The sequence below is a fragment of the Nodosilinea sp. FACHB-141 genome (assembly GCF_014696135.1).
Classification (GTDB): Bacteria; Cyanobacteriota; Cyanobacteriia; order Phormidesmidales; family Phormidesmidaceae; genus Nodosilinea.
On record NZ_JACJPP010000015.1, the window covers coordinates 244,517 to 266,670 of the forward strand.

Here is a 22,154-nt window from a genome sequence, read left to right on the forward strand (position 1 = left end):
CTGCGCTTTGCTTTTTGTAGCGGTTGGACGTTCAGTATATCAGTTGGTCGCTTGGGCCGGCCGTGCCGCCCTCTGGGCCAGCATAGCGGGATTGTCTGCCGCAAACTGTTCAGACCACTGCTGCTGATCCCCTGACAAACGTCCCAGATCGAATCCTAAGACAGCCCATCGCGTCCTGACGGCTAGATCAGGGGCGGTAGGGCAGACTTTGGCCTCGGGTCAAGCATCGTCGGGTCGAACACCACCGATCGATTGCGTCCCTGCCGCTTGGCTCGGTAGAGGGCCTGGTCTGCCTGCTGAATGAGCACCGTGGATGATAGTTTCTGCGAGGGAATGAGGGTACTGATGCCTAAACTAATTGTAATCTGGGAACCCACTGCTGAGTCAGAGTGGGAGATGGCTAGAGCCGCGATCGCCTGATGGATGTGGCGAGCCACCGCGATCGCCCCTTGCCGAATCGTGTTAGGCAAAATGACGGCAAACTCTTCGCCGCCGTAGCGAGCCAGCAGATCGGTGGGGCGACCTAACACCCTCTGGGCAGCCTGAGCGATAGCGTAAAGACAGTCATCGCCCGACTGATGGCCGTAGGTGTCGTTATAGCACTTGAAGTAGTCGACATCAAACAGCAGTAGGGAGAGGGGCAGGCGATCGCGGCGGAGGCGAGCCCACTCTTGCCCGAGGCGCTCGCTAAAGCGGCGACGGTTGGCAATTTGGGTCAGCGGGTCGATGTGGGCCATCTGATCCAGCAGCCCCGTAGCCCGCTGCAGTTCGGCATTGAGCTGGGTCAGGCGCACCTCGGTCCGCTGGCGCTCTTGCAGCTCACTCTGCAGCCGTTGAATCAGGTCGGCCTGGTGAATGGCGAGCGCCAGCTGCGCCGCAATGTCTTCTACCAATTCGACCTCTACCCCCTGCCAGTAGCGCGGCCCTGAGCATTGGTGAATCACAATCAGCCCCCACAGGTCGGCCCCCTTTTGCAGCGGCACCACCAAGCTGGCCTGCACCTGAAACTGGTTGAACAGCTGGCTGTGCTCGTCCAGCAACCTCATTTCGTGAATGTCTCGAATGGCCAGGGTGCCAGCGTTGTGGCGAATGCCCCGGTAGTGATCGCCAAACCCCTGGTGCGGCACCTGGGCCACCATGACCGAGTCCACCCCCGGGGCCACCGCCTCCGACACAAAATTACTGCCTGCTGCCTCATCGGCGGTGAAGCGATAGATGCCTACCCGATCCGCCGCTAAGCACTGGCGAACTTCTTGGGCCGCAACGGCAAAAATTTGCGTCAGTTCAAGGGATTCTCGAATGTGTTGGGTAATTTGCCCCAGGGCGACGGCCCGCTCGTACTGATGTTTGAGGGTGGCCTCGGCCTGCTTTTGGGCGCCAATCGCCGCTTCGGCCTGCTTTTTAGCCCGCAAAATTTCGTCTTCGTACTGAATGCGCTGGCGAATGGGAATCACCACGCAGTCGTTAATGGCGTCGCCCTGGCGCTGCCGCCGCACCCCGTTGGCCAAAATGGGAATATCTTGCCCCGATCGCGATCGCAGCGAAAAGTAAATTTCCGTCACCGCCCCCTGCACCCGCAGCATGGGAAACACGTGAGTTTGATAAAAGATGCGGCTGGCCACGGGCAAAATCGCCACAATGTTTTGGCCCTCTAGCGCCGTTCGCTCCCAGCCCAGCAGCGTCAGCAGCGTGGCGTTGGCGTACTCGATGACGCCGTCGTCGCGCACCGACAGAAACCCGCAGGGGGCGTGGTCGAGCAAGGGGTCTACGCCCTGGGGCGCAGACCTGGGGATAGAACTCCGGTTAACCATAGGTTGGGCCCAAACTGGCCGCCTCCAAATAGGTTTTGATTCGCTGAATGGTTTCGTCGGGATGGCTCATGTGGGGGCAGTGGCCCGTGGCCTCCATCAGGGCCAGGGTGCTGTGGGGCAAATGCTGATGCAGGTATTGCCCTACCTCGGTGGGGGCGATCGCATCGTCTTTGCACTGCAAAATCAGAGAGGGCACCGGTGCCTTGGCCAGATCGTCGCGGTTGTCGCCATAGAAGGTGGCCTTGGCAAACCGCGTGGCAATGGCGGGGTCGGTCGAGCAAAAGCTGTCCTCTAGCTCTTGGGTGAGCTGGGGGCGATCGGAGTTCTGCATCACCACTGGGGCCAAAAAATGCGCCCAGCCAATGTAGTTCTTCTCCATGATGTCGAGCAGTTGGTCAATATCCTGGCGCTCAAAGCCGCCGACGTAGGTATCTTCATTGATATAGCAGGGCGATGGGCCAATCATTACTAGCCGCTCAAAGCGCTCGGGGGCGGCGATCGCCGCCAGCAGGCCGATCATGCTGCTCACTGAGTGACCCACAAAGATTGCCTGTTCCAGCTCTAACGCCGCGCAGATCTCCAAAATATCCTGGGCGTAGCCCTGAAGGTGGCTGTACCGCTGCGGATCGTAGGTGGCTAAGTCTGACTGGCCAAATCCCACGTAGTCAAACAAAACCAGCCGATAGTCGTCTGCAAAGGCGGGAGCCACAAACCGCCACATCTTTTGGTCGCAGCCAAAGCCGTGGGCCATCACCAAGGGTCGCTGACCCTGGCCCACTACCTTGACGTTGTTTCGGCTTAAAACATCCACTGGCATGGTCTACCTTTGCGCTGAGCCCCCATCTTGATTTAGCGTGCCCAATTGCCAAAGCGCAAAAGAAGCCACATCAATCTCTAAACCTGTCTTTAGAAGACGTTAACTAGCGTTGTTTTTCTCAACAATTAGTTATTGATATGTAACCAAGGGTGTTAAAAAATACTTCCTCACTTCGCTGGCGCACCCCGCTACTCCTAGGCTACACCTCGGATTGCCCAATGAGGCAGCAAGCTCAAAAGGGCAGGAGTGCAAAAGAGCAAAGATAGAAGAGCGAAAAAGAAAAGAATGTTGAGGGGCTCGGGTTCCAGCATTTGGGTCCCAATTCAGATTTTCCCGCTATGGCTAAGTGCTAGATCAAACTAGTTTGCCTAGCCAATCCTTTGACTAAAGCAACTGGGAAGGCTGTATTCAAGCACAGGATTCTAGACGTCCTAGGGGCAGAGCCTTGGGCTTTATTGTTTTCAACGCTTTGCGCTTTTGACGGGTTGTGATCGCAGCCATCCAATCATTGGGGCAACAGCTCAAACCAGCCCGTCTAGTAGCGAATGCGAGGGTCAATATAGGCATTCAAAATATCGATCGCAATGCTGATCACCGCCACGATCATGGCGAAAAACACCATCAGCCCCTGCACCACCGGGTAGTCCCGTTGGGAGATTGCTTCGTAGAGGCGGTTGGCTAGCCCCGGCCACGAAAATGTTACCTCCGTGAGCACCGCACCACCCAGCATTGAGGCAAAAGTTAGCCCCAAAATTGTAATCACCGGAATCATCGCATTCTTCAGCGCGTGCACCAGCACAATGCGCCGCTCTGGAATGCCTCGCGCTCTAGCCGCCTCCACGTAGTCTGCTGACAGGGTCTGCTTCAAGTTGACCCGCACCATACGCTCAAATACCCCGCTGATTAGAATCCCTAGAGTGAGGCTAGGCAAAGCCAAGTAGTACAGTGTGGTAAAGAATGCGCCAAAATCGAGGGTCAGCAAGCTATCGAGCAGGTAGAGCCCGGTTGGCCCGGTCGGGGGCGCGGCCCGCAGCGGGTAGCGGGTGCCAATGGGAAACCAGCGCAGCTGCACCGCAAAAATAAGCTGCAAAATCATGCCAAACCAGTACATCGGAATGGCGTAGGTAATGATGCCAAACAGCCGTCCCCCCGCATCCAGCGGCGAGTTGGGGCGCGAGGCCGCCAGGGCACCAACGCTGACGCCCACTACCGTGGCCACAAGCATGCCGCATACCGTTAGCTCAACCGTGGCCGGAAAATGCGCTCGAATGATTTGCCACACGGTTTGGCCCTGGGTTGCGAGAGAAGACCCCAGATCCAGCCGCAGCAAATCTCCCAGGTAGCTCAAGTATTGAATAAACAAGGGCTGATCTAGGCCAAGCTGCGACCTAAGCGCATCCTTCGCCGCCGCCGGAGCCCGCGCCCCCAGCAGTGCATCTACCGGGTCGCCCGGTGTCGACCGCAGTAGCAAAAACACCACCGTAGTGATGGTCAAAATCATCAGCGGGGCCAGCAGCAGCCGAGTGAAGATGTAGTAGCGCAGGGCAGCGGAACGGGAGGACATGGGGAAGTGAGGAAAGTGGGACAGAGAAAGTTTTGAGGGTTTAGTTTTGAATTTTGAGTTGTTAATTGAGTCGTGAACTCAAAACTCAAAATTTAGAACTCACATTCTCGCGTCTTCGTGCATTCATCCTCTCGAAATTTGCCACAGCAGAAACTGCTGCGTGGGCTCCACGGCCACGCCTTCGATGCCGTCCTGGGCAAAGACGTAGTCTTTGTTTTGCCATAGGGGGACGTAGGGCACGTCATCGACCATCATTTGCTGGAGGTCAGCGATCGCCTGCTGACGGGCATCAGGGTCTTGCTCGGCCTGCTGTTTGGCCACGAGCTGATTGGCTTCGGGGCTGTAGTAAAACGAGCCGTTGGCCTGGGATGGGCCTTCTTCGCAGAGGTTGTTGCTGCCTTTCTCGCAGCTCATAAAGGGTTGAATGAAGGTGTCGGGGTCGTAGTAGTCGGGGTACCAGTTGGCCAAAACGATGGGGTAAATTCCTTTGCCCACGTTTTCCCAGAGGGTGGCCCCTTCAGTGTTTTGAACGCTCACCGTCACCAAGCCCGGCAGACCCGCCTCGATCGATTCTTTGAGGGTGTTGGCAACGATGCTGCGGGTGGTAGAGGCCGAGGGATACCAGATTTCTAAAGTCAGTGGCTTAGCCTCTGAGAATCCGGCTTCAGTGAGCAGGGTTTTGGCTTTATCAAAGTCGCCGTCGCCGTAGGCGTCCTTGAACACCGGCTTAGCAATGTCAAAGCTGGCGGGAATCAAGCTATAGAGGGGTTCGGCCTGGCCCTGGAAGACGCGCTCGTTGAGCAGGGGACGATCGATCATGGCGGCGATCGCCTGGCGCACCTTGACATCATTCAGCGGCGTGATCTTTTGGTTGAGGGCCATGTAGTTGATCACGTTGGTGCCCGCCTCGATCACCTGCCAGCCGCCGGAGCCTTCTTCGCGCTCAAGGGCCGCCACCTGCTCGGGGTCAAGGGTTTGGTAGGCAATATCAAGACCGCCGGTTCTAAAGGTGTTGTAGAGGTTGGCGGGGCTGGTAAAGATCTGAATGTCGATGCCCTGGTTGGCAGGGGCGTCGCCCCAGTAGTCGGGGTTGACGTCGAGCTTGATTGAGTCGCTGGTGAAGCCCGACAGCTTGTAGGGGCCGGTGCCGACAAAGCTATCGGGCTTAAAGCTGCCGGTGCCAATCTCGTAGCTCTCGGGCGAGATCGGGGTGACGCCCGAGAAGCTCAGCAGGGCAGGGAATGCCGCAAAGGGGGTTTTGAGGGTCAGGGTAAGCTCGTAGTCCCCCGTGGCTTCGGCGGTGGCAATTTTGTCAGACAGCAGGTAAGCGGGGCGACCGCCATTTTCCATAAACCGCTGGATGGAAAAGGCCATCACCTCGGCATTGAACGGGGTGCCATCGTGGAGGGTGACATTGTCCCGCAGGGGAATGGTGTAGGTCAGGCCGTCATCGCTGACAGTGGGTAGCTCGGTAGCGAGCTGGGGCACCAGGTTGGTGGTGCCAGGCTCGTAGGTGTAGAGGCGATCGCCCAAGTTATAGAGCAAAATGCCGGGAAAGGTTTCGTAGGCGTCGGCGGGGTCGAGGGTGCGGGCGGTGAGGGTGGTGCCAATGGTAACGCGGCCATCGCTATCACCAGCAGGGGCATCGGCAGCGGGTTGATCGTTGCCGGCGCAGCCTAGGGCGATCGCAAATACCAGCCCAAACAGTCCCATAAACTGCACCACCCGCCGCCAAGGCTGCCGTGCCCAAATTCTGTTGCCTTTACCCATCCACGACACCAAAGAGTTCATCAGGTTTTATCTAGCTAACTGGCCAACACTGGGATAGTTGTATCACCCTTTGGGGACTAGGGGGAGTGGGGGAGTGGGGGAGTGGGGGAGTGGATGGGTAGGGGGTGGATGGGTAGGTTGGTCTCCTTACTCCTTACCCCTCATTCCCTACGGGCTCACCGACCTTGTCCCCTGCGAATCGTTTCCATACTGCATCGGTGAATAGGTGTGACAGCAGCCCTAGAGGGCCAGCAAAGAAACATAGGGCGAGGGAATGGCGCGTGAAGACACCGCTTTCCTGGCCTTGCCAGTAGATCCAGCGACCGACGAATAGGTCGAAGGCGAGAAAGTGGACCCAGCCGGTGGCGGTAACGTGGGGCTGGGCAAAGACTGCTGCCAGGTCGCTCAGGCTGAGGTTGGGGTCGGAGAGGGCCTCGATGCCTTCGACGTTGGTAAAGCTGGTGACGAAGAGAAACAGGTATAGCCCGGCTAGGGCAGCAAAGGGGAGGAGAGAACCCATAACGGTGCGGGTGAGTTTGGTGTTGGGCACCAGTATCATCAGGGTCCAAAAGGGGAGCACAAAGAGGTTGGCGCTGCTAAACAGCAGCTCTAGCAGATTGGCATCGACGGTCATAGGGGGAGTGTTGCTCTAGAGGACTGTCCTTAGTGTAAGCAGTTCCCGTAGGGTGCATTCGCGCAGCAATGCACCATCCACTTGAGCTACAGGTTCCATGCCAGAAGAATAGGGAATTTAGCTATGGGTTAGGGCAGAATCGGGCGGAGGGCAGCGGACCTTGCGATAAAGCCAGATTAACCGCTGGGGACATTTCGATTGTCCCCAGACCCCCTCGTCCAGGGCCGTGCCGCCGCCCTGGACCCAACGGAAAGGATTGGCCAATCATCGGTTTAAACTTCTGTCTTGCAAATGGGTCTGTAGGTAACACTCAACTCTGCGGTTACAGCTCCCACCCTCACCTTCCTCACTTACCCATCTACTCATCCACTCTCCCACCCATCCACTCTCCACCCCATCACTCCCTTACACCATCTCCTCAATCTCTTCCGCCTGGGGATGAAAGTACTCATAGATCTGCTGGGCCAGCTGGGGGCCAATGCCGGGGACGGTGGCGAGCTGTTGAGGGCTAGCTTCGCGGATGTAGTCGATGGAGCGGAAGGCGGCCAGTAGTTCTTTCTGGCGGTGCTGGCCCAGACCGGGAATTTCAGAGAGGCGCGATCGCCGCATCCGATCCGTCCGCTTTTTCCTGTGGAAGCTGATGGCAAAGCGGTGGGCCTCGTCACGCAGGCGGCGTAGCAGCTGCACGCCGGGCTGGTCGGCTTCGGTGGGCAGCGGGATCGATTCGCCGGGCAGGAAGATCTCTTCGCGCTTTTTGGCTAGGCTGACGACGTTAATGTCTTGTAGTAGGTTGAGTTCTTTTAGAACTTCGACCACGGCCGAAAGCTGGCCTTTGCCACCGTCGATCATCACTAGGTCGGGCCAATCGGGGTTGCCCAGGCGTTGCTTCGTGGGGTCGGTGGCGTAGCGGCGAAAGCGGCGGCGAATCACCTCGGCCATGCTAGCGAAGTCGTCGGAGTGGCCCGGCTTCACCTCGGGATTTTTGATTTTGTAGTGGCGGTAGTGCTGTTTGGCGGGCATGCCATCGACAAACACCACCTGGGAGGCGACGGCGTCGGAACCTTGGATGTGGGAGATGTCGTAGCCTTCGATGCGCTTGGGCAGGTCGGGCAGATCGATCGCGATCGCCAGATCTTGCAGAGCCTGAATGTTGCGATCGGCGGCGGCTTGGGTGCGGGCCAGTTCGTACTGGGCGTTGCGCTCGACCATTTCAATCAGCTCGGCCTTGGTTTGGCGCTGGGGTACCTCGACGGAAACCTTGCGGCCTCGGCGCTGGGTGAGGTATTGGGTCAGCATGTCGCCCTCGGGCAACTCGTGCTGGGCAAGAATCAGGGCCGGGATTTCGACCGCTTCTACGGTTTGGTAGTGGTCTTCCAGCACTCGCTGGAGAATTTCGCCCGGTGTGCCCGACTCGGCATCGGCGGTGAAGCCTAGGCGGCCCACTAGGCGACCGGCCCGCACCTGAAAGATCTGCACGCAGGCGTGTTTGTCGTCGGCAGCAAGGGCGATCGCATCCCTTGACACTGTGTCATCGGGCAGCGCCACCTTCTGATCGGCACAGAGCCGCTCTAAGCCTCGGATTTGATCCCGCAGGCGGGCTGCTAGCTCAAACTTGAGGTCTTCCGCCGCCTTCTCCATCTGGGCGGTGAGAATATCCACTAATTCGGTGGTGCGGCCCTGGAAGACCATGACGACGCGCTGCAGGGTCTTGTGATAATCTTCCGGCGAGATTAGCTGTTGGCAGACACCGGGACAGCGGCCAATGTCGTAGTTGAGACAGGGGCGATCGCGATGCACGGGCTGAGGTCGCTGCCTCAATGGGAATATCCGCTTCACCAGATGCAGGGTGCTGCGCAGCAGGCCCACATCGACGTAGGGACCGTAGTAGCGATCCTTCAGGCTCTTGCGCCGCTTGCGGGTGATAAAAATGCGGGGGTAGTCTTCCGACCAGGTGACGCAGAGGTAGGGATACTTCTTATCATCCTTCAGCAGCACATTGAAGTGAGGCTGATTCTGCTTAATCAGGTTGGCTTCTAGGGCCAGGGCCTCGGCCTCGGTGTCGGTAACGATAAATTCGATATCGACAATCTGCATCACCATCACGGTAATGCGCGGCATGTGGCCATGAAAGTCGCGAAAGTACGATCGCACCCGCGTACGCAAACACTTCGACTTGCCGATGTAGAGCGTCTGGTCACGGCCGTCTTTCATAAAGTAGACCCCCGGCTCTTTGGGAATCTCTTTAAGCCGCGCCTCAAGGCGCTCGGGGTCGTTAACTAAGGTGATGGGTTGAACCGAAGTCACAGGCGCTAGCAGCTAAACCTCTGTACTAACCAGGATAGCGGCAATTTCATGCCGCAAAATTCTCCTAGGCAGACGGTTTTCCGCCGTAAAAAGGAGTGATATGTTTGGATCACATGTTGGCCCGTTACCGGCTTCAGTATATGTGCGCATTCGAGCAGGTTGTTTATATACCTGCTTCATGGTCGCTTGCGATCCCGGCTAGAACTGTAAAGATTGATTTTGTAAGCGTTTCTTTCTGGAAACCTCTCGCCCTCGATGTAGTTAGTATTACATCCTGTTCCTGATCGTTCCTGTCACTATCTTGCCCACATGACTCCCCAAGAATTTGAAACTCGCTATCGCGAGCAAATTAGAGATATTCTCAACCAGCTCCAGTCGGCCATGGCGACTTCGTCCCAGCTTGAGAACACCATTACCGATATTGGTGCAGCTGTTCAGCTGTTAAGCCGAGATGTAGAGCGCTATCTGGCCGAGCAACAGTCGGGGTCGGGGGGCGGCAGCCTGTCGTAGCGTCGGTCCGCGTTTACAGAAGAGTTGAAGGTGCTAGGAGAGCGTTGGCGGGTCGAAACATTGCAAAACTACTGTTCCAACCCGCGAACCTTTCAACCAGCGGGTCAAATCTAAGCTCGACTTAAACTCGGTGGCTCACTCTGACTGGGGCGATCGCACAACGGTGTGAATCGCCTGGGTGAGCTGCTGAAGGGCAATAGGTTTGACCAGGTACTGCTGCGCCCCCAAGGCCAAGGCGCGCTGCTGGTCTTCGGCAAAGGCATAGCCCGACACAACGATGACGGGCAAATTTTGCCATGGAGCAGACGATCGCAGCTGTTGGAGCAGAGTGTAGCCATCAATTTCGGGCAACCCTAGATCGAGCAGTAGCAGATGGGGCTGAAACTCTTTTAGATGCTGCTGTAGGTCTAGCCCATGGGGCAGCGCCAGTACCCTAAACCCAGAGTAGGTGAGATAGTCGGCAAAAAATAGACGGTTGCCCCTGTCGTCCTCTACCACAACGATGCGAAGCTGACCATCAGCAGTGCTGGATGGAGATGTCACCATTACCCTTAGATCCTACTCTGAGAACTGGCACCACCAGAACCGCGAGTCGTTCTGATAACCCAATGAGTTGCACCCTGGATACTAATGAATGGCGTAGCCCAGCATGAGGTCAAAGCCAGGCAAGTTAATGCAATCCTTAACTCAGTTACTCACATCTTAATGGGTGCTTCACTGGTGACTCAGTCGCTGTAACGACTTTTGTAGGTTTGTTTACAGCGTTAATCACAGTTTTATATCAAACCTAAGTTCGATATCACCGCTGCGACCAGGGTAGTAAGGCAGCTTGGTAGAGGTTTTGGCGTAGACACAACTAGGCCGTAAGGCCTACGCCCTGAACGGTTTACGGAATACAAATGATTATCGCCGACTGCCAGATTATGGAGCGCCTGGCAGAAATTCAGCAATGCGATCGATCGCCGCTTCTAGCACATCCGGCGGATGCACTAGGGCAATCCGCACATAACCCTCGCCCGCCTTGCCGAAGCCTATACCAGGGGCCAAGGCTACGCCAGTCTGCTCGACCAAGCGCAGACAAAACTCCTTAGAGCGCTCACTCCAAGGGTTGGGCAGTTTGGCCCAGAGATACATGGTGGCGTCGGGCTTAGGCACCGCCCAGCCAATGCGATTTAACGCCGCCACCGCTGTGTCGCGTCGCTGGCGAAAGGTGGCAACCATGTTGTGTACGGTGTCTTGGGGGCCGGTGAGGGCAGCGATCGCCCCCCGCTGAATGCCGGGATACTGGTTGAAATCTACGTTGGCCTTGATCTGACGCAGAGCGGTAATGATCGCTGCGTTGCCGATCGCATACCCCACCCGGAAGCCTCCCATGTTGTAAGACTTCGACATGGTGAAGAACTCGATGGTGCAGGTCTTGTCGGGGTCGGCCTGAAGGGCCGATATGGCTGGCTTCCCCGTAAAGGTTAGGTCAGCGTAGGGGAAGTCATGGGCCAGCACCAGGTTGTGCTGCTGACAAAAAGCCACCGCCTCTTGCCAAAAATCGAGCGAGGCCGTGGCGGTGGTGGGATTGTGGGGGTAGCTCAGCACCATCAGTCGCGATTGTTCCAACACCGCCAGAGGAATGTCGGCAAAGCGGGGTAAGAACCCATCTTCTGCAATCAGAGGCATGGGATAAATCTGCCCGTTGGCCAGGTACACCCCCCCGGCGTGGGAAGGGTAGCCCGGGTCCATCAGCAGGGCAAAGTCGCCGGGGTTGAGCACTGCCAGGGGGAGGTGGGCGGTGCCTTCCTGGGAGCCGATTAGCAGAAGCACCTCGGTCTCAGGATCGACGGCTACATCAAACTTATCGGTATACCAGCGAGCAGCGGCTTCACGAAACGCTTGAGTCCCTGAAAATAGGCAGTAGCCGTGGGTGGTGGGGTCGCTCAGGGCGGTGGCGATCGCCTCTAACACATGGGTTGGCGTAGACAAATCTGACGACCCCAACGACAGATCGACAATCGACTGGCCCGTTGCTCGAGCCGCTGCCTTAGCCCGATCCATATCGGCAAACACGTTGGCCTGTAGAGGCATCATCCGCTGGGCGATTTGCATGGCGCTGGGGAAGTTAGGTCAGTCTGCCGCTGGTGGGACAGAGTTAGGCGGAACGAATTGATCAGGGAATACTTAATTATAAAACCTTTGTATCAACCCCGATTTTTAGGGACTTCTGGAGGGATTACTGAATCAGTCGCAGTCAAGCGTTGTTTTCCTCTCGCTTAGGGCAGCGGTTTAAATTGATACGCATAATACATTCATCAGCGATCGGGCTCTCTACAAATTTTTTAATGCTCTTTTAGCCTGGTGGTCTCCCTGCCATGAACCAAGTCCGGCCTACGTCTTTAGGAGATGCCTACCCAGCCCTATGCAACTTTTTGCGGCTTACCTCACTGACTCTGTCTGCCCCTCAGCTAGCGCTAACGGTCCAGGTGGGCGACGACTGGCGCCACGGCGGGGTAATGAACTACGGTCAACTGCCCGCTGTCACTCTGCGAGAGGTGCTGTCCAGCCAGCCGATGGAGGCAACATTTCTAGAATGCGATCAGCTTTCCCTTAGCACTCACAGCCAATCGGGTCTACCTGCCGAAGCCAGCCCGATGCCAGTGCTGGTAGGGCGTTTGCACAGCACCGACCATCGGTATAACTTTACAATTTATGTGCCTGGCTTGGCCGTAGATGGGCTAAGCGAGGTGCAGATTAAAACCCTTCAGTACCTCACCCAGCAGCTGCTCTTGTGTCTGGCTCTAGCCCAACCCGCTACCCCATCGCTGCCGCATGCAGGGGCGCCCAGACTGACGGCGGGTGCACCCCTTGACGGTGTCGATTTTCTGTCGCGGGTGGTGACGCTAAACCCCGGTGGTGCTATCTACGATCGCGTTCAGCATGGCCATCCTCGGTTGGCTGATTTGGTGGCCCAGCTCCAGTCGTGCCTGTCTTACAAGCAGTTGGGCCAGCTGTTAGGGACCTATTTGCCCTATTTTTTTCCGCATCAGTCGGGGCGTCTGGTGCTGTTTTCGACCTCTTCTGAAAGCTTTACAGTTCTCACCGAGTGGGGCGATGCTAAGCCCTTAGCCGTGGTAGAACAGCAGTGTTGCTATTCCCAGGAGCAACTGCCGTTTCAGCCGTCCTGCATTGGTCAAGAATGCCACCAGTGCCAGGTAAGCCATTACCCCCAACAGGCTACTAGGTGCATCGTGCTCGGCATGGTGAATAACACCACCTGTATTGTGCAGCTGGTGCAGACCGAGGCAGACCCCTTTACTTCGGTGCAGACGGCGCTGCTAAAAAAGCTGTCGGAGCAAATTCTGTTTGTGATGCAGCGGCTGCTGCTGCTCGAAGACCTGCAAGATCAGGCGCTAAAGGATCCGCTAACGGGGTTGCTCAACCGCCGCCATGCCGACACCGTGCTTAACAGCCTGTGCCACGCCACCAAACAGCAAAATATCAGCATTATTTTGATCGATATTGACCATTTCAAAGCTGTCAACGATACCTATGGCCACCAGGCAGGCGATGCCGTGCTCAAAAATATTGGCATGCTGCTGCGGGGCCATGTGCGAGCTCAGGATATCGTCTGTCGCTACGGCGGTGAAGAATTTTGTATGGTGCTGCTCGACACTACCCCTGAAGTCGCCCTAAAACGAGCCGAAAAAATTCGTCGGGCTGTGAAGTATGTCACTAATTCCTTCAATGGCCAAACGCTGCCACCGATCAGTATTTCTCTAGGTGTGGCAAGCTTTCCTCACCACGGTGAAACCCCACAAGCTTTGGTTACCCTGGCTGACAAGGCACTGTACTGGGCCAAAAACCACGGACGCGATCGCGCCATCAGCGTCGACCACATGCTCTCTAGGGCTGAGGTCTCTTAAACCCTTAGCCATAAGCCACGGCGGGTAATCGCTGGTGCAAGGTTTAGGGACTGCCTTTTAACCCTAAACCCTGCACCCCTTTCAAGGTCTAGTCAAGCTTGTCAATCTGCGATCGCAGTTGCTCTAGCTCGGCATCTACTTCTGTTGACTCGGTGACGGGAATAGCTGTCTGAGCGGCAGGTAGCTGCCCCTGGTCTACGGTGCCACCCGCTAGCTGAGCCTTCATCGCTGCTAGCTCCGAGTCCACATCGCCACCGGCTTCGAGGGAAGCAAACTGGCTTTCCAAGTCAGCTCCAGCTAGCTCTACTGCCGCTTGAGATCTAGCCTCCATTTGCAGCACCTTTTCTTCCATGCGCTCAAAGGCCGCCATGGCACTGCCGGTGTTGAGGCTGCTGGTGGTGTTTTGCAGTTGCTCGTTAGCCTTGGCGGCACTGGCCCGCGCCTTGAGCATATCTTTTTTGGTCTTGGCCTCAGATAGCTTGCTCTCCAAGCCAATCAGGTTGCGTTTGAGCTGGTCCACAGTGGCGCTTTGGCCATCCAACTGAGTCTTGAGGGCAACAGCGGTTTCAGCCTGGGTTTTCTTGCGCAGCAGTGCCTGCTTTGCTAATTCGTCATCACCCTTTTGCAGGGCTAGTTGAGCCCGCTGTTGCCAGGTGTTGGCCTCACTGCTAGCCCGCTCATACTGCTGCTGCACCCGCTTCTGGCTGGCGATCGCGCCCGCCACCGCCTGGCGCATTTGCACCAGGTCTTCCTGCATGTCAATGATGGCCTGGTCTAGAATCTTCTCTGGATTCTCCGCCGAACTCACCGCCGCATTCAGGTTAGAGCGAACCACTCGGCTAACGCGATCAAATAACCCCATGACGTGCTGCTTCCTTAATCTATGGTGTTGCGATGGTCTTTCCTAGTTTACAGAAAGTCAGAGGGGATCGGGGGGGTAGGGAAGGAAGGTGAGGAGGGTAGAGAAGAGGAGGAGGTAAGACATCTCCTTATCTTCCCCATCTCCCTCATCCCCTCATCCTCCCCATTCACCCCAAATTCTCCGCATCCCACTTCAGCACCGACGCATTGACCCCCTGCTCGCGCTTGAGCTTGGCGTCTTTTTCAAACCACTGGATAATCTGCACGGCGGTCAAAGCGTCGATGGGGGTATTGGTATCAGCGGCAATGACTCGCAGCAGCTTGCTGGTGGAGATGGTCAGCCGGGCCAAAAATTTCTCGGGGGATGACAGCAGCGCCTTGTCGACTTCCGACGATTCTTCTGGAGTGAGAAATTGGAGCGATTGGTCAAGCATGGTTCAAGGCGGGGAAACGTCAAAGGACAGCTATAGCGATCGCGCTGCCTCAGTTTTTGCCAAGGGTAAGGACTCTCCTAAGCGCGGTGGTCGCTATACATTACATAGTGTCAGACCCTACTGAGGTTGGCAAAAGCCCTGCAAAAAGGAGAAAAGCGGCTGCTAGGAATGCCCAGCGCCGCCTTTATTTGGAGAGGGTTGTTCTAGATCTACGTTTTGCGCAGAACTTTGGATGCTTTAACTCTCAAACTGCTGGGCTAAGGCCCCAGCTATCGGCCGCCGTACACAGCAGCAGGCCCTAAATATTTAACTCCCGCTCCACAGCGTATTCCCACCTGCTCAGGTTTATGGGTAAGGCTCCGCCCTGAAACTGAACGGCTCGGGCCTTCTAGTCGAGCCCCTGCACCAGGTAGCCGCAGCGATGCTCACCCCTCACCAGCCAATGGGTGCGCTGCACCGTGCAATCGGTCAGCGCCACCTGAAACATTTCTAGCTCGTGGCCACAAACGCTGGGGAACGACTCCGCAATGTGGGAAATGGCGCAGTTGTATTCGGTGATGATGTATCCAGGGCCGGTCTGGCGCACGTCGCCATCGCTGACCTCGTGCCACTCAGACATGTAGCCCTCGGCCTGGCGGATCTGCACTAGCCGAGCCACTCGTTCGCCTAGGCTGCCGGTGCCGATGCGATCGCGGTACTCTAGGGCCTTGCGCTCCCACTGTTTGCGTAGCATGGTGCCCACCTGGTCTTGGCCCATGGTGGCGGCCATAGTATCGAGCAGAGAGAGCGCAAATTCATCGTACTTAGCGGGGTAGCGATCGCGCCCCTTGGCACTGATCTGATACAGGTGGTTAGGTCGCCCCATGCCCTCCTGCACCGTTCGGTGCTCAATCAGCGCTTCCGCTTCTAAATCCTTTAGATGGCGACGAATGGCCTGGGCACTCACCTCAAAGTGCTCTGCCAGGTCATGGGCTGTCGCCTCGCCCTGCCTGAGCAGATACATCAAAATGTCGTCTTTTGTAGAGGTAGAGGGTTGCTGCACAGAGGTCATGGCGTTGGCCCACAGTAAGACTTATAGAGGACATAGTCACAGGAGACTATACCTACCCAGACTAGGGTTATCCCAGTCCATCGGACGATAATCTACTTTGACAACCTTTATGTTGTTAAACTAGTCTAAGATTCAGTTAGACAACTTAAAAGTTGCTTTAATTGTATAAAATTATTGGGCTGTGTAGCGTACCAATCCCGTAATGACTGACCTCAAACCCAACCAGGCCACCGACAAGAACCTAGAGCTCATGCGCAACTTTGCCCAGAGCTACGCCAAGCGCACCGGCACCTACTTCTGCTCTGACGCTGGTGTGACTGCTGTGGTACTTGAAGGTCTAGCCAAACACAAAGATGACCTCGGCGCACCCCTGTGCCCTTGTCGCCATTACGAAGACAAGGGGGCTGAGGTCAAGGCCATCTACTGGAACTGTCCCTGCATCCCCATGCAGGAGCGCAAAGAGTGCCACTGCATGCTCTTTCTCACGCCCGATAACCCCTTTGCGGGCGAGCAGCAAGACATTACCTTCGAGACCATCCGCGCCGAAACCAATAAGTTCTAGTCGTCTGCTCGTCAGATTTCCGTCTAATCCCGATTGTGCAGCCCGTTCTAAAGAGTCGCGTCATGAGTGCTTCCGTTCAAACCCTTGTTAGCCAGCCCTATAAGTACGGCTTCACTACCGACATTGAGGCCGACGCCATTCCTCGCGGCCTCAGCGAAGACGTGGTGCGCATGATCTCAGCCAAAAAGAATGAGCCAGCTTTCATGCTGGAGTTTCGGCTGAAGGCCTACCGCAAGTGGCTGACGATGAAAGAGCCTGCCTGGCCTAACGTCAAGTATCCGCCCATCGACTACCAAAATATCGTCTACTACTCGGCCCCCAAGACCCAGCCCAAAAAACTCGGCAGTCTGGATGAAGTAGACCCTACCCTGCTTGACACCTTCGAGAAGCTAGGCATCCCCCTCTCGGAGCAAAAGCGGCTGGCCAACGTGGCAGTCGATGCCATCTTTGACAGCGTGTCGGTGGCCACCACCTTCAAAGAAAAGCTGGCGGAGTCGGGCGTCATCTTCTGCTCGATCTCTGAGGCGCTACAAGAGCACCCCGACTTGGTGCAGAAATACCTCGGTACGGTGGTTCCCGTAGGCGACAACTACTTCGCGGCGCTCAACTCGGCGGTGTTTAGCGATGGCTCCTTTGTCTATATTCCCAAAGACACCCAGTGTCCGATGGATCTGTCTACCTACTTCCGCATTAACAACGGCGACTCCGGCCAGTTTGAGCGCACGCTGATTGTGGCCGAAGCCGGTAGCTCGGTGACCTATCTTGAGGGCTGCACAGCCCCCATGTACGACAGCAACCAGCTCCACGCTGCGGTCGTTGAACTGGTTGCCATGGATGATGCCAGCATCAACTACTCCACCGTTCAGAACTGGTACGCCGGGGACGAAAACGGCAAGGGCGGCATCTACAACTTCGTCACCAAACGCGGCCTCTGCGCTGGGAAGAACTCTAAAATTTCTTGGACTCAGGTTGAAACTGGCTCGGCTATCACCTGGAAGTATCCCAGCTGCGTGCTAGTGGGCGACAACTCCGTGGGTGAGTTTTACTCAGTGGCGTTGACGAACAACATGCAGCAGGCCGACACCGGCACCAAAATGGTGCACGTGGGCAAAAACACCCGCAGCACCATTATCTCTAAGGGCATTTCGGCAGCGAACTCAAAGAACAGCTACCGAGGCTTGGTGAAAATTGGCCCTAAAGCCACCGGGGCGCGCAACTACTCCCAGTGCGACTCGATGCTGATTGGTGATACCTCTGGAGCTAACACGTTCCCCTACATTCAGGTGCAGAACAGCACTGCCCAGGTGGAGCACGAAGCTTCAACCTCTAAAATCGGGGAAGACCAGCTGTTCTACTTTGCCCAGCGGGGCATTTCGCCGGAAGATGCGGTGTCGATGATCATCAGCGGCTTTTGCCGCGATGTGTTTAACAAGCTGCCCATGGAGTTTGCCGCTGAGGCGGACAAGCTGCTGGCACTGAAGCTAGAAAACACCGTTGGGTAGATGGGTAGGGTGCATTCGCAACGCAATGCACCTGCGGGGATCTCGGTGGGGATGGTGCATTGCTTCGCGAATGCACCCTACGAATTCTCGGTGAGAGACAGAACTCCCAATCTAAAATCGCAAATCTCAAATTTCAACGCGCAGGAGCATGGTGGGCGGTGCCCACCCTACGGGAAAGGAACCATGATTAACGACAACAGCGAAATCGTTCTCTCGGTACGCGACCTCCGCGCCACCGTAGATGGCACCGAAATTCTCAAGGGTCTGAACCTGGAGGTAAGGGCGGGGGAAATTCACGCCATTATGGGTCTCAACGGCTCGGGTAAGAGCACGTTCTCTAAGGTGCTGGCCGGCCATCCAGACTATGAAGTTACCGCTGGGGAGATTCACTTTAAAGGACAGGACGTTCTTGAGCTAGATCCCCACGATCGCGCCACTGCCGGTATCTTTCTCGCCTTCCAGTACCCGCTCGAAATCCCTGGCGTCAGCAACCGTGACTTTTTGCGGGTGGCCTTTAATGCCCACCGCAAAGCCCGGGGCGAAGACGAAATCGACGTATTTGATTTCGACGACCTGATCGAAGAGAAGCTGGACCTGGTGAAGATGGATGCGTCGTTTCTCGATCGCAGCGTCAACGAGGGCTTCTCGGGCGGCGAGAAAAAGCGCAACGAAATTCTGCAAATGGCGCTGCTAGAACCGGCCTTGTCGATTCTGGATGAAACCGATTCAGGGCTCGATATTGACGCGCTCAAAACTGTGGCCGGTGGGGTAAACCAGCTGGCCAACGCTCACAATGCCGTGGTGCTGATTACCCACTATCAGCGGCTGCTCGATTACATCGTGCCCGACTTTGTCCACGTGATGGCTGACGGTCGCATCATTACGACCGGCGGCAAAGACCTGGCTAAGCAGCTAGAGTCGCGTGGCTACGAGTGGGTGCTGGAGGAATTTCGCACGGGGGTGACGGCGTAATGGCAAGTTCGGTGTCTGACGTGAGCGTGCTAAGAACGGCTGACCAGCGCGATGCTTACCTGAAAGGGTTGGTCCAGATCGCCCAGGCGGCTGTGCCCGAGAGCTTGGTACTGGCTGAGGTGCGATCGCGCGCCGCCTCCTTCCTAAACGAGCAAACCTTTCCCTCGACCCGACAAGAAGACTGGCGCTTCACCGACCTGTCAGCAATGTTGGGCATCGACTTTGCCACGGCTGGAGAGTCTTTTGTCACTGAGGCCGATATTGCTGAGCTGCGCCTGTCAGAAACTGCTGGCGCTCAGGTGGTGGTTGTTAACGGACGAGTCAGCCGCGAGCTGTCTCAACTCCATGGATTGTCAGAAGGGGCAATTGTTGGTTCACTGGGCGATCGCCCCGAACTCCAGAGCCAATTGGCCGAACGCCTCGCTCAGGCCAGCGGCAACCACGAAGTGTTCACAGCCTTAAACACCGTAGGCTTTGCGGATGCTGTGGTGGTTTGGCTGCCTCGCAACCAGGTGGTTGAAACTCCGATTCAAATTATTTATGTATCCCAGGCGCAGGGCGATTCTCTGTTCGTTCAGCCTCGCTGTTTGGTGGTCGCTGAGTCGGGTAGTGCCCTTACCTTGGTAGAAGATTATTGGGGCGATTCAACGGCAACCCACTTCACCAATGCCGTCACCGAACTGTGGCTCGACGCCAACGCCCAAATTACCCACAGCCGCATCGAGCGAGAGGGCGCGGGCACCTTTCACATCGGCAAGACTGTGGTAACCCAGGCCCGCGATAGCCAATACATCGGCACCGCCGCCGGGTTTGGCGCCAAACTGGCTCGCCACAACTGGGAGGTTTACCAAACCGGGGAGCAAACCACCACTAGGCTCTACGGATTGGCGGCGATCGCCGACACTCAACAGGCCGATACCCACAGTCTCGTCGCCCTCAGCCATCCCCACGGGATCATGGAGCAGGAGCACAAGGCAATTGTCGATGGCAGAGCCCACAGCGTTTTTAACGGGCGCGTAGCTGTGGCTCAAAAAGCCCAGCTCACCAGCGCTAGCCAGCTCAACCGCAACCTGCTGCTGTCTGACCAAGCTCGGGTCGATACCAAACCTCAGCTCGAAATCGTGGCTGACAACGTCAAGTGCGCCCACGGGGCGACGGTGAGCCAGCTTCAGTCAGACGAGATTTTTTACCTGCAAAGTCGCGGCATTAGCGCTCCCCAAGCCCAGCGATTGCTGATCTATGCTTTTGCTATGGAGATCTTAGACAGGATACCGGTTGAAACGCTGCGATCGCGTCTGGCTGCCACCATCGCCCAGTGGTCCTGACCCTCTACCCATCCACCCCCTTACCCCTATGACTGTCGCTCAGGAACTCACCCTCGCCGCTAAGGTTCGTGCCCACTTCCCGATTCTGCATCAGGAGGTGAATGCTCAGCCGCTGGTTTACCTCGACAACGCCGCCACCTCGCAGAAGCCCAAGGCAGTGCTAGACGCATTGCAGCACTACTACCAGAACGACAATGCAAATGTGCATCGAGGGGTGCACAACCTCAGTGCTCGGGCCACTGAGTCCTATGAGGGCGCGAGGGATAAAGTGGCGGCCTTTGTCAAAGCCACTAGCCGCAACGAGATTGTGTTTACCCGCAACGCCAGCGAAGCCATAAACCTAGTGGCCTACGCCTGGGGCATGAGTACGCTCAAAGCAGGGGATGAAATCATTCTCTCGGTGATGGAGCACCACAGCAATCTGGTGCCCTGGCAGTTTGTGGCTCAGCGCACTGGGGCGGTGCTTAGGTTTGTAGGGCTAACCGCCGACCAATCTTTTGACCTTGACCAGTATCGTGAGCTGGTCAATGATAAGACTCGCCTGGTGTCCGTCAACCACGTTTCTAACACCTTGGGCTGCATCAACCCGGTAGAAGAGATTATTGACCTTGCTCACCGCCACGGAGCCAAGGTGCTGATTGATGGTTGCCAGAGCGCGCCTCACCTGCCGCTCAACTTGCCCGCCCTAGGCTGCGACTGGTTCGTGGCCTCGGGCCACAAGATGTGTGCCCCGACCGGCATCGGGTTCCTCTACGGCAAACTGGAGGTACTGGAGGCTATGCCCCCCTTTATGGGTGGTGGCGAAATGATTGCCGATGTGTTTTTAGATCACTCCACCTATGCGAGTTTGCCCCACAAGTTTGAGGCGGGAACTCCGGCTATTGCCGAGGCGATCGCTCTGGGAGCAGCCGTAGACTATCTCTCGACCCTGGGCATGGACAACATCGCTGCCTACGAGCACGAGTTGACGGCCTATCTCTACCAGCAGATGCAGACGATTCCCGAAGTCACTCTCTACGGCCCGCTTCCCCAAGCCGACGGCAGTGGACGAGCAGCCCTGGCTACCTTCACCGTCGAGGGCGTTCACGCGCAGGATTTGTCTACCCTGTTGGATCAGTCAGGCATTGCCATTCGCTCGGGTCACCACTGCACCCAACCGCTGCACCGCGTTTTAGAGGTAGATTCCACCGCACGGGCTAGTCTCTATTTCTATAACACCAAAGCCGAAATCGATAGCTTTATCGCTGCCCTCAAAGACACCATCGAGTTTTTCAAAGGCGTTTTTGAAGACGACGATTAAGACCTGCCTTGGTCACCGCTGTTGACGCTAACCCGCAGCAGCTAGTTCGACAGGTTCGTAATAGAGGCGAATCAGTTGATTGGCTTTAACCGCAAGCATGGCGTAAGCCTGACCATCAGATTGAGAAAATTCAATCTCGAAGGCTTCGCCATTGCTTAGTTCCTCAACCACTGTGCCAACCTGACCACGACGCAGGAGAATCTCGCCTCCTTTAGGAAAGCGTTGAGCCGTAGTATCTTCCATGAGAGCTACAAGGTCGTGAAGTTGAATATCTACCATAGGTGTTTCCTCAATTTCAAATGGGGTAAACGCTGGTCAATCGTGGATAGCTCTCACCCTGCCGAATAATCCATGCACTTCGCACCGTGGATGCACCTGCTTGAGTTTGCATATGGAAGTCAACCACGTAGCGATCGCCGTGCTGATCTGAGGTTGTAAAAAACGCCTCCTTTTGTTGAGCTGCACTGGCTAGAGCAGCGATCAGCACTTGCTTATTTTCTAGGGTAATCCCCAATTTTGAGCGAAACAATCGGGCTTTGTGCTGACCGCTTGAGTGCATTGAGTTGAGCGCATAGGTCTCTAGCTTTCGCTGTATCTGATGCCGATCAACCGCATTTCCATAGGGCAGTTTCATACATCATGCTCTGGTGGGGAAACGATTGTTGCAGGCGCATCGTTGATTTGAACGCTGCATCATTGGCAACGGTAACAATTCTTACTTGCGTCTGGTGCGCGATTGGACTAGATTACTGAGCTAAGGCTGTGTGCGTGCAGTCTGAACGTCCCAAAAATTTGGTCTAACGCCACTGGAAGGTGCTGTCAACAC

Annotated in this window: 20 protein-coding genes; 7 read left to right on the forward strand and 13 right to left on the reverse strand. The window is 56.3% G+C overall.

The window, feature by feature from the left end:
- Positions 1-182: 182 nt before the first annotated feature.
- From H6F59_RS17295 to uvrC, 6 genes are all read right to left on the reverse strand, one after another.
- The gene (locus H6F59_RS17295; RefSeq protein WP_190702785.1) at positions 183-1,811 is read right to left on the reverse strand and encodes a diguanylate cyclase domain-containing protein; all 1,629 of its coding nucleotides are present in this window, start codon (positions 1,809-1,811) and stop codon (positions 183-185) included.
- Positions 1,804-2,628 carry an alpha/beta fold hydrolase gene (locus H6F59_RS17300; protein WP_190702788.1) on the reverse strand — a complete coding sequence of 275 codons (825 nt, stop codon included), beginning with the start codon at positions 2,626-2,628 and terminating at the stop codon, positions 1,804-1,806. Before H6F59_RS17300 ends, H6F59_RS17295 begins: the two co-directional genes overlap by 8 nt.
- A 535-nt stretch (positions 2,629-3,163) precedes the next feature.
- Positions 3,164-4,192: an ABC transporter permease gene (locus tag H6F59_RS17305; RefSeq protein WP_190517313.1), complete on the reverse strand. Its 1,029-nt coding sequence runs from the start codon at positions 4,190-4,192 to the stop codon at positions 3,164-3,166.
- A 123-nt stretch (positions 4,193-4,315) separates the two neighbouring features.
- Entirely contained in the window at positions 4,316-5,983 is a 1,668-nt protein-coding gene (locus tag H6F59_RS17310) for an ABC transporter substrate-binding protein (RefSeq protein ID WP_190702791.1), read from the reverse strand.
- A gap of 133 nt (positions 5,984-6,116) precedes the next feature.
- Positions 6,117-6,596 (reverse strand): ABA4-like family protein, encoded by a 480-nt coding sequence (locus H6F59_RS17315; RefSeq protein WP_190702794.1) that lies wholly within the window; start codon positions 6,594-6,596, stop codon positions 6,117-6,119.
- Positions 6,597-7,001: 405 nt separating this feature from the next.
- Positions 7,002-8,900, reverse strand: coding sequence for an excinuclease ABC subunit UvrC (gene uvrC, locus H6F59_RS17320; RefSeq protein ID WP_190702798.1), 1,899 nt, complete (start codon positions 8,898-8,900; stop codon positions 7,002-7,004).
- A gap of 309 nt (positions 8,901-9,209) precedes the next feature.
- Between uvrC and H6F59_RS17325 the strand changes: the two genes are divergently transcribed.
- The gene (locus H6F59_RS17325; protein ID WP_190517303.1) at positions 9,210-9,410 is read left to right on the forward strand and encodes a hypothetical protein; all 201 of its coding nucleotides are present in this window, start codon (positions 9,210-9,212) and stop codon (positions 9,408-9,410) included.
- A 135-nt stretch (positions 9,411-9,545) separates the two neighbouring features.
- Here H6F59_RS17325 and H6F59_RS17330 read toward each other — a convergent pair whose 3' ends face one another.
- Positions 9,546-9,956, reverse strand: coding sequence for a response regulator (locus tag H6F59_RS17330; protein ID WP_190702801.1), 411 nt, complete (start codon positions 9,954-9,956; stop codon positions 9,546-9,548).
- A 375-nt stretch (positions 9,957-10,331) separates the two neighbouring features.
- Positions 10,332-11,507 (reverse strand): LL-diaminopimelate aminotransferase, encoded by a 1,176-nt coding sequence (locus H6F59_RS17335; protein WP_190702804.1) that lies wholly within the window; start codon positions 11,505-11,507, stop codon positions 10,332-10,334.
- Positions 11,508-11,770: 263 nt separating this feature from the next.
- Here H6F59_RS17335 and H6F59_RS17340 point away from each other — a divergent pair, with 263 nt between their 5' ends.
- Positions 11,771-13,321, forward strand: coding sequence for a GGDEF domain-containing protein (locus tag H6F59_RS17340; RefSeq protein WP_190702807.1), 1,551 nt, complete (start codon positions 11,771-11,773; stop codon positions 13,319-13,321).
- Between the two features lie 88 nt (positions 13,322-13,409).
- Here H6F59_RS17340 and H6F59_RS17345 read toward each other — a convergent pair whose 3' ends face one another.
- The 3 genes from H6F59_RS17345 to sufR form a co-directional block, all read right to left on the reverse strand.
- Positions 13,410-14,183, reverse strand: coding sequence for a PspA/IM30 family protein (locus H6F59_RS17345; protein ID WP_190702810.1), 774 nt, complete (start codon positions 14,181-14,183; stop codon positions 13,410-13,412).
- A gap of 166 nt (positions 14,184-14,349) precedes the next feature.
- Complete coding sequence (locus H6F59_RS17350; protein WP_190702813.1) at positions 14,350-14,616, reverse strand: hypothetical protein; 267 nt, start codon at positions 14,614-14,616, stop codon at positions 14,350-14,352.
- A gap of 388 nt (positions 14,617-15,004) precedes the next feature.
- On the reverse strand, positions 15,005-15,667 hold the full coding sequence (gene sufR, locus H6F59_RS17355) for an iron-sulfur cluster biosynthesis transcriptional regulator SufR (protein WP_190702815.1): 663 nt from the start codon (positions 15,665-15,667) through the stop codon (positions 15,005-15,007).
- Between the two features lie 202 nt (positions 15,668-15,869).
- On the opposite strand from sufR, the gene H6F59_RS17360 reads away from it, so the two are divergent.
- From H6F59_RS17360 to H6F59_RS17380, 5 genes are all read left to right on the forward strand, one after another.
- Entirely contained in the window at positions 15,870-16,229 is a 360-nt protein-coding gene (locus H6F59_RS17360) for a ferredoxin-thioredoxin reductase catalytic domain-containing protein (RefSeq protein WP_190517277.1), read from the forward strand.
- A 62-nt stretch (positions 16,230-16,291) separates the two neighbouring features.
- Positions 16,292-17,731: a Fe-S cluster assembly protein SufB gene (gene sufB / locus H6F59_RS17365; protein WP_190517274.1), complete on the forward strand. Its 1,440-nt coding sequence runs from the start codon at positions 16,292-16,294 to the stop codon at positions 17,729-17,731.
- Positions 17,732-17,914: 183 nt separating this feature from the next.
- A complete protein-coding gene (gene sufC / locus H6F59_RS17370; protein WP_190702818.1) occupies positions 17,915-18,703 on the forward strand; it encodes a Fe-S cluster assembly ATPase SufC in 789 nt (262 codons plus the stop codon).
- A complete protein-coding gene (gene sufD / locus H6F59_RS17375; protein ID WP_190702821.1) occupies positions 18,703-20,028 on the forward strand; it encodes a Fe-S cluster assembly protein SufD in 1,326 nt (441 codons plus the stop codon). Before sufC ends, sufD begins: the two co-directional genes overlap by 1 nt.
- Positions 20,029-20,056: 28 nt before the next feature.
- Positions 20,057-21,328, forward strand: a complete 1,272-nt coding sequence (locus tag H6F59_RS17380; protein WP_190702827.1) for a SufS family cysteine desulfurase — start codon at positions 20,057-20,059, stop codon at positions 21,326-21,328.
- A 27-nt stretch (positions 21,329-21,355) separates the two neighbouring features.
- Here the strand turns inward: H6F59_RS17380 and H6F59_RS17385 are convergent, their stop codons facing one another.
- On the reverse strand, positions 21,356-21,607 hold the full coding sequence (locus H6F59_RS17385) for a DUF4926 domain-containing protein (protein ID WP_190702830.1): 252 nt from the start codon (positions 21,605-21,607) through the stop codon (positions 21,356-21,358).
- Positions 21,608-21,623: 16 nt separating this feature from the next.
- Entirely contained in the window at positions 21,624-21,887 is a 264-nt protein-coding gene (locus H6F59_RS17390) for a DUF6883 domain-containing protein (protein WP_242021529.1), read from the reverse strand.
- Positions 21,888-22,154 lie beyond the last annotated feature (267 nt).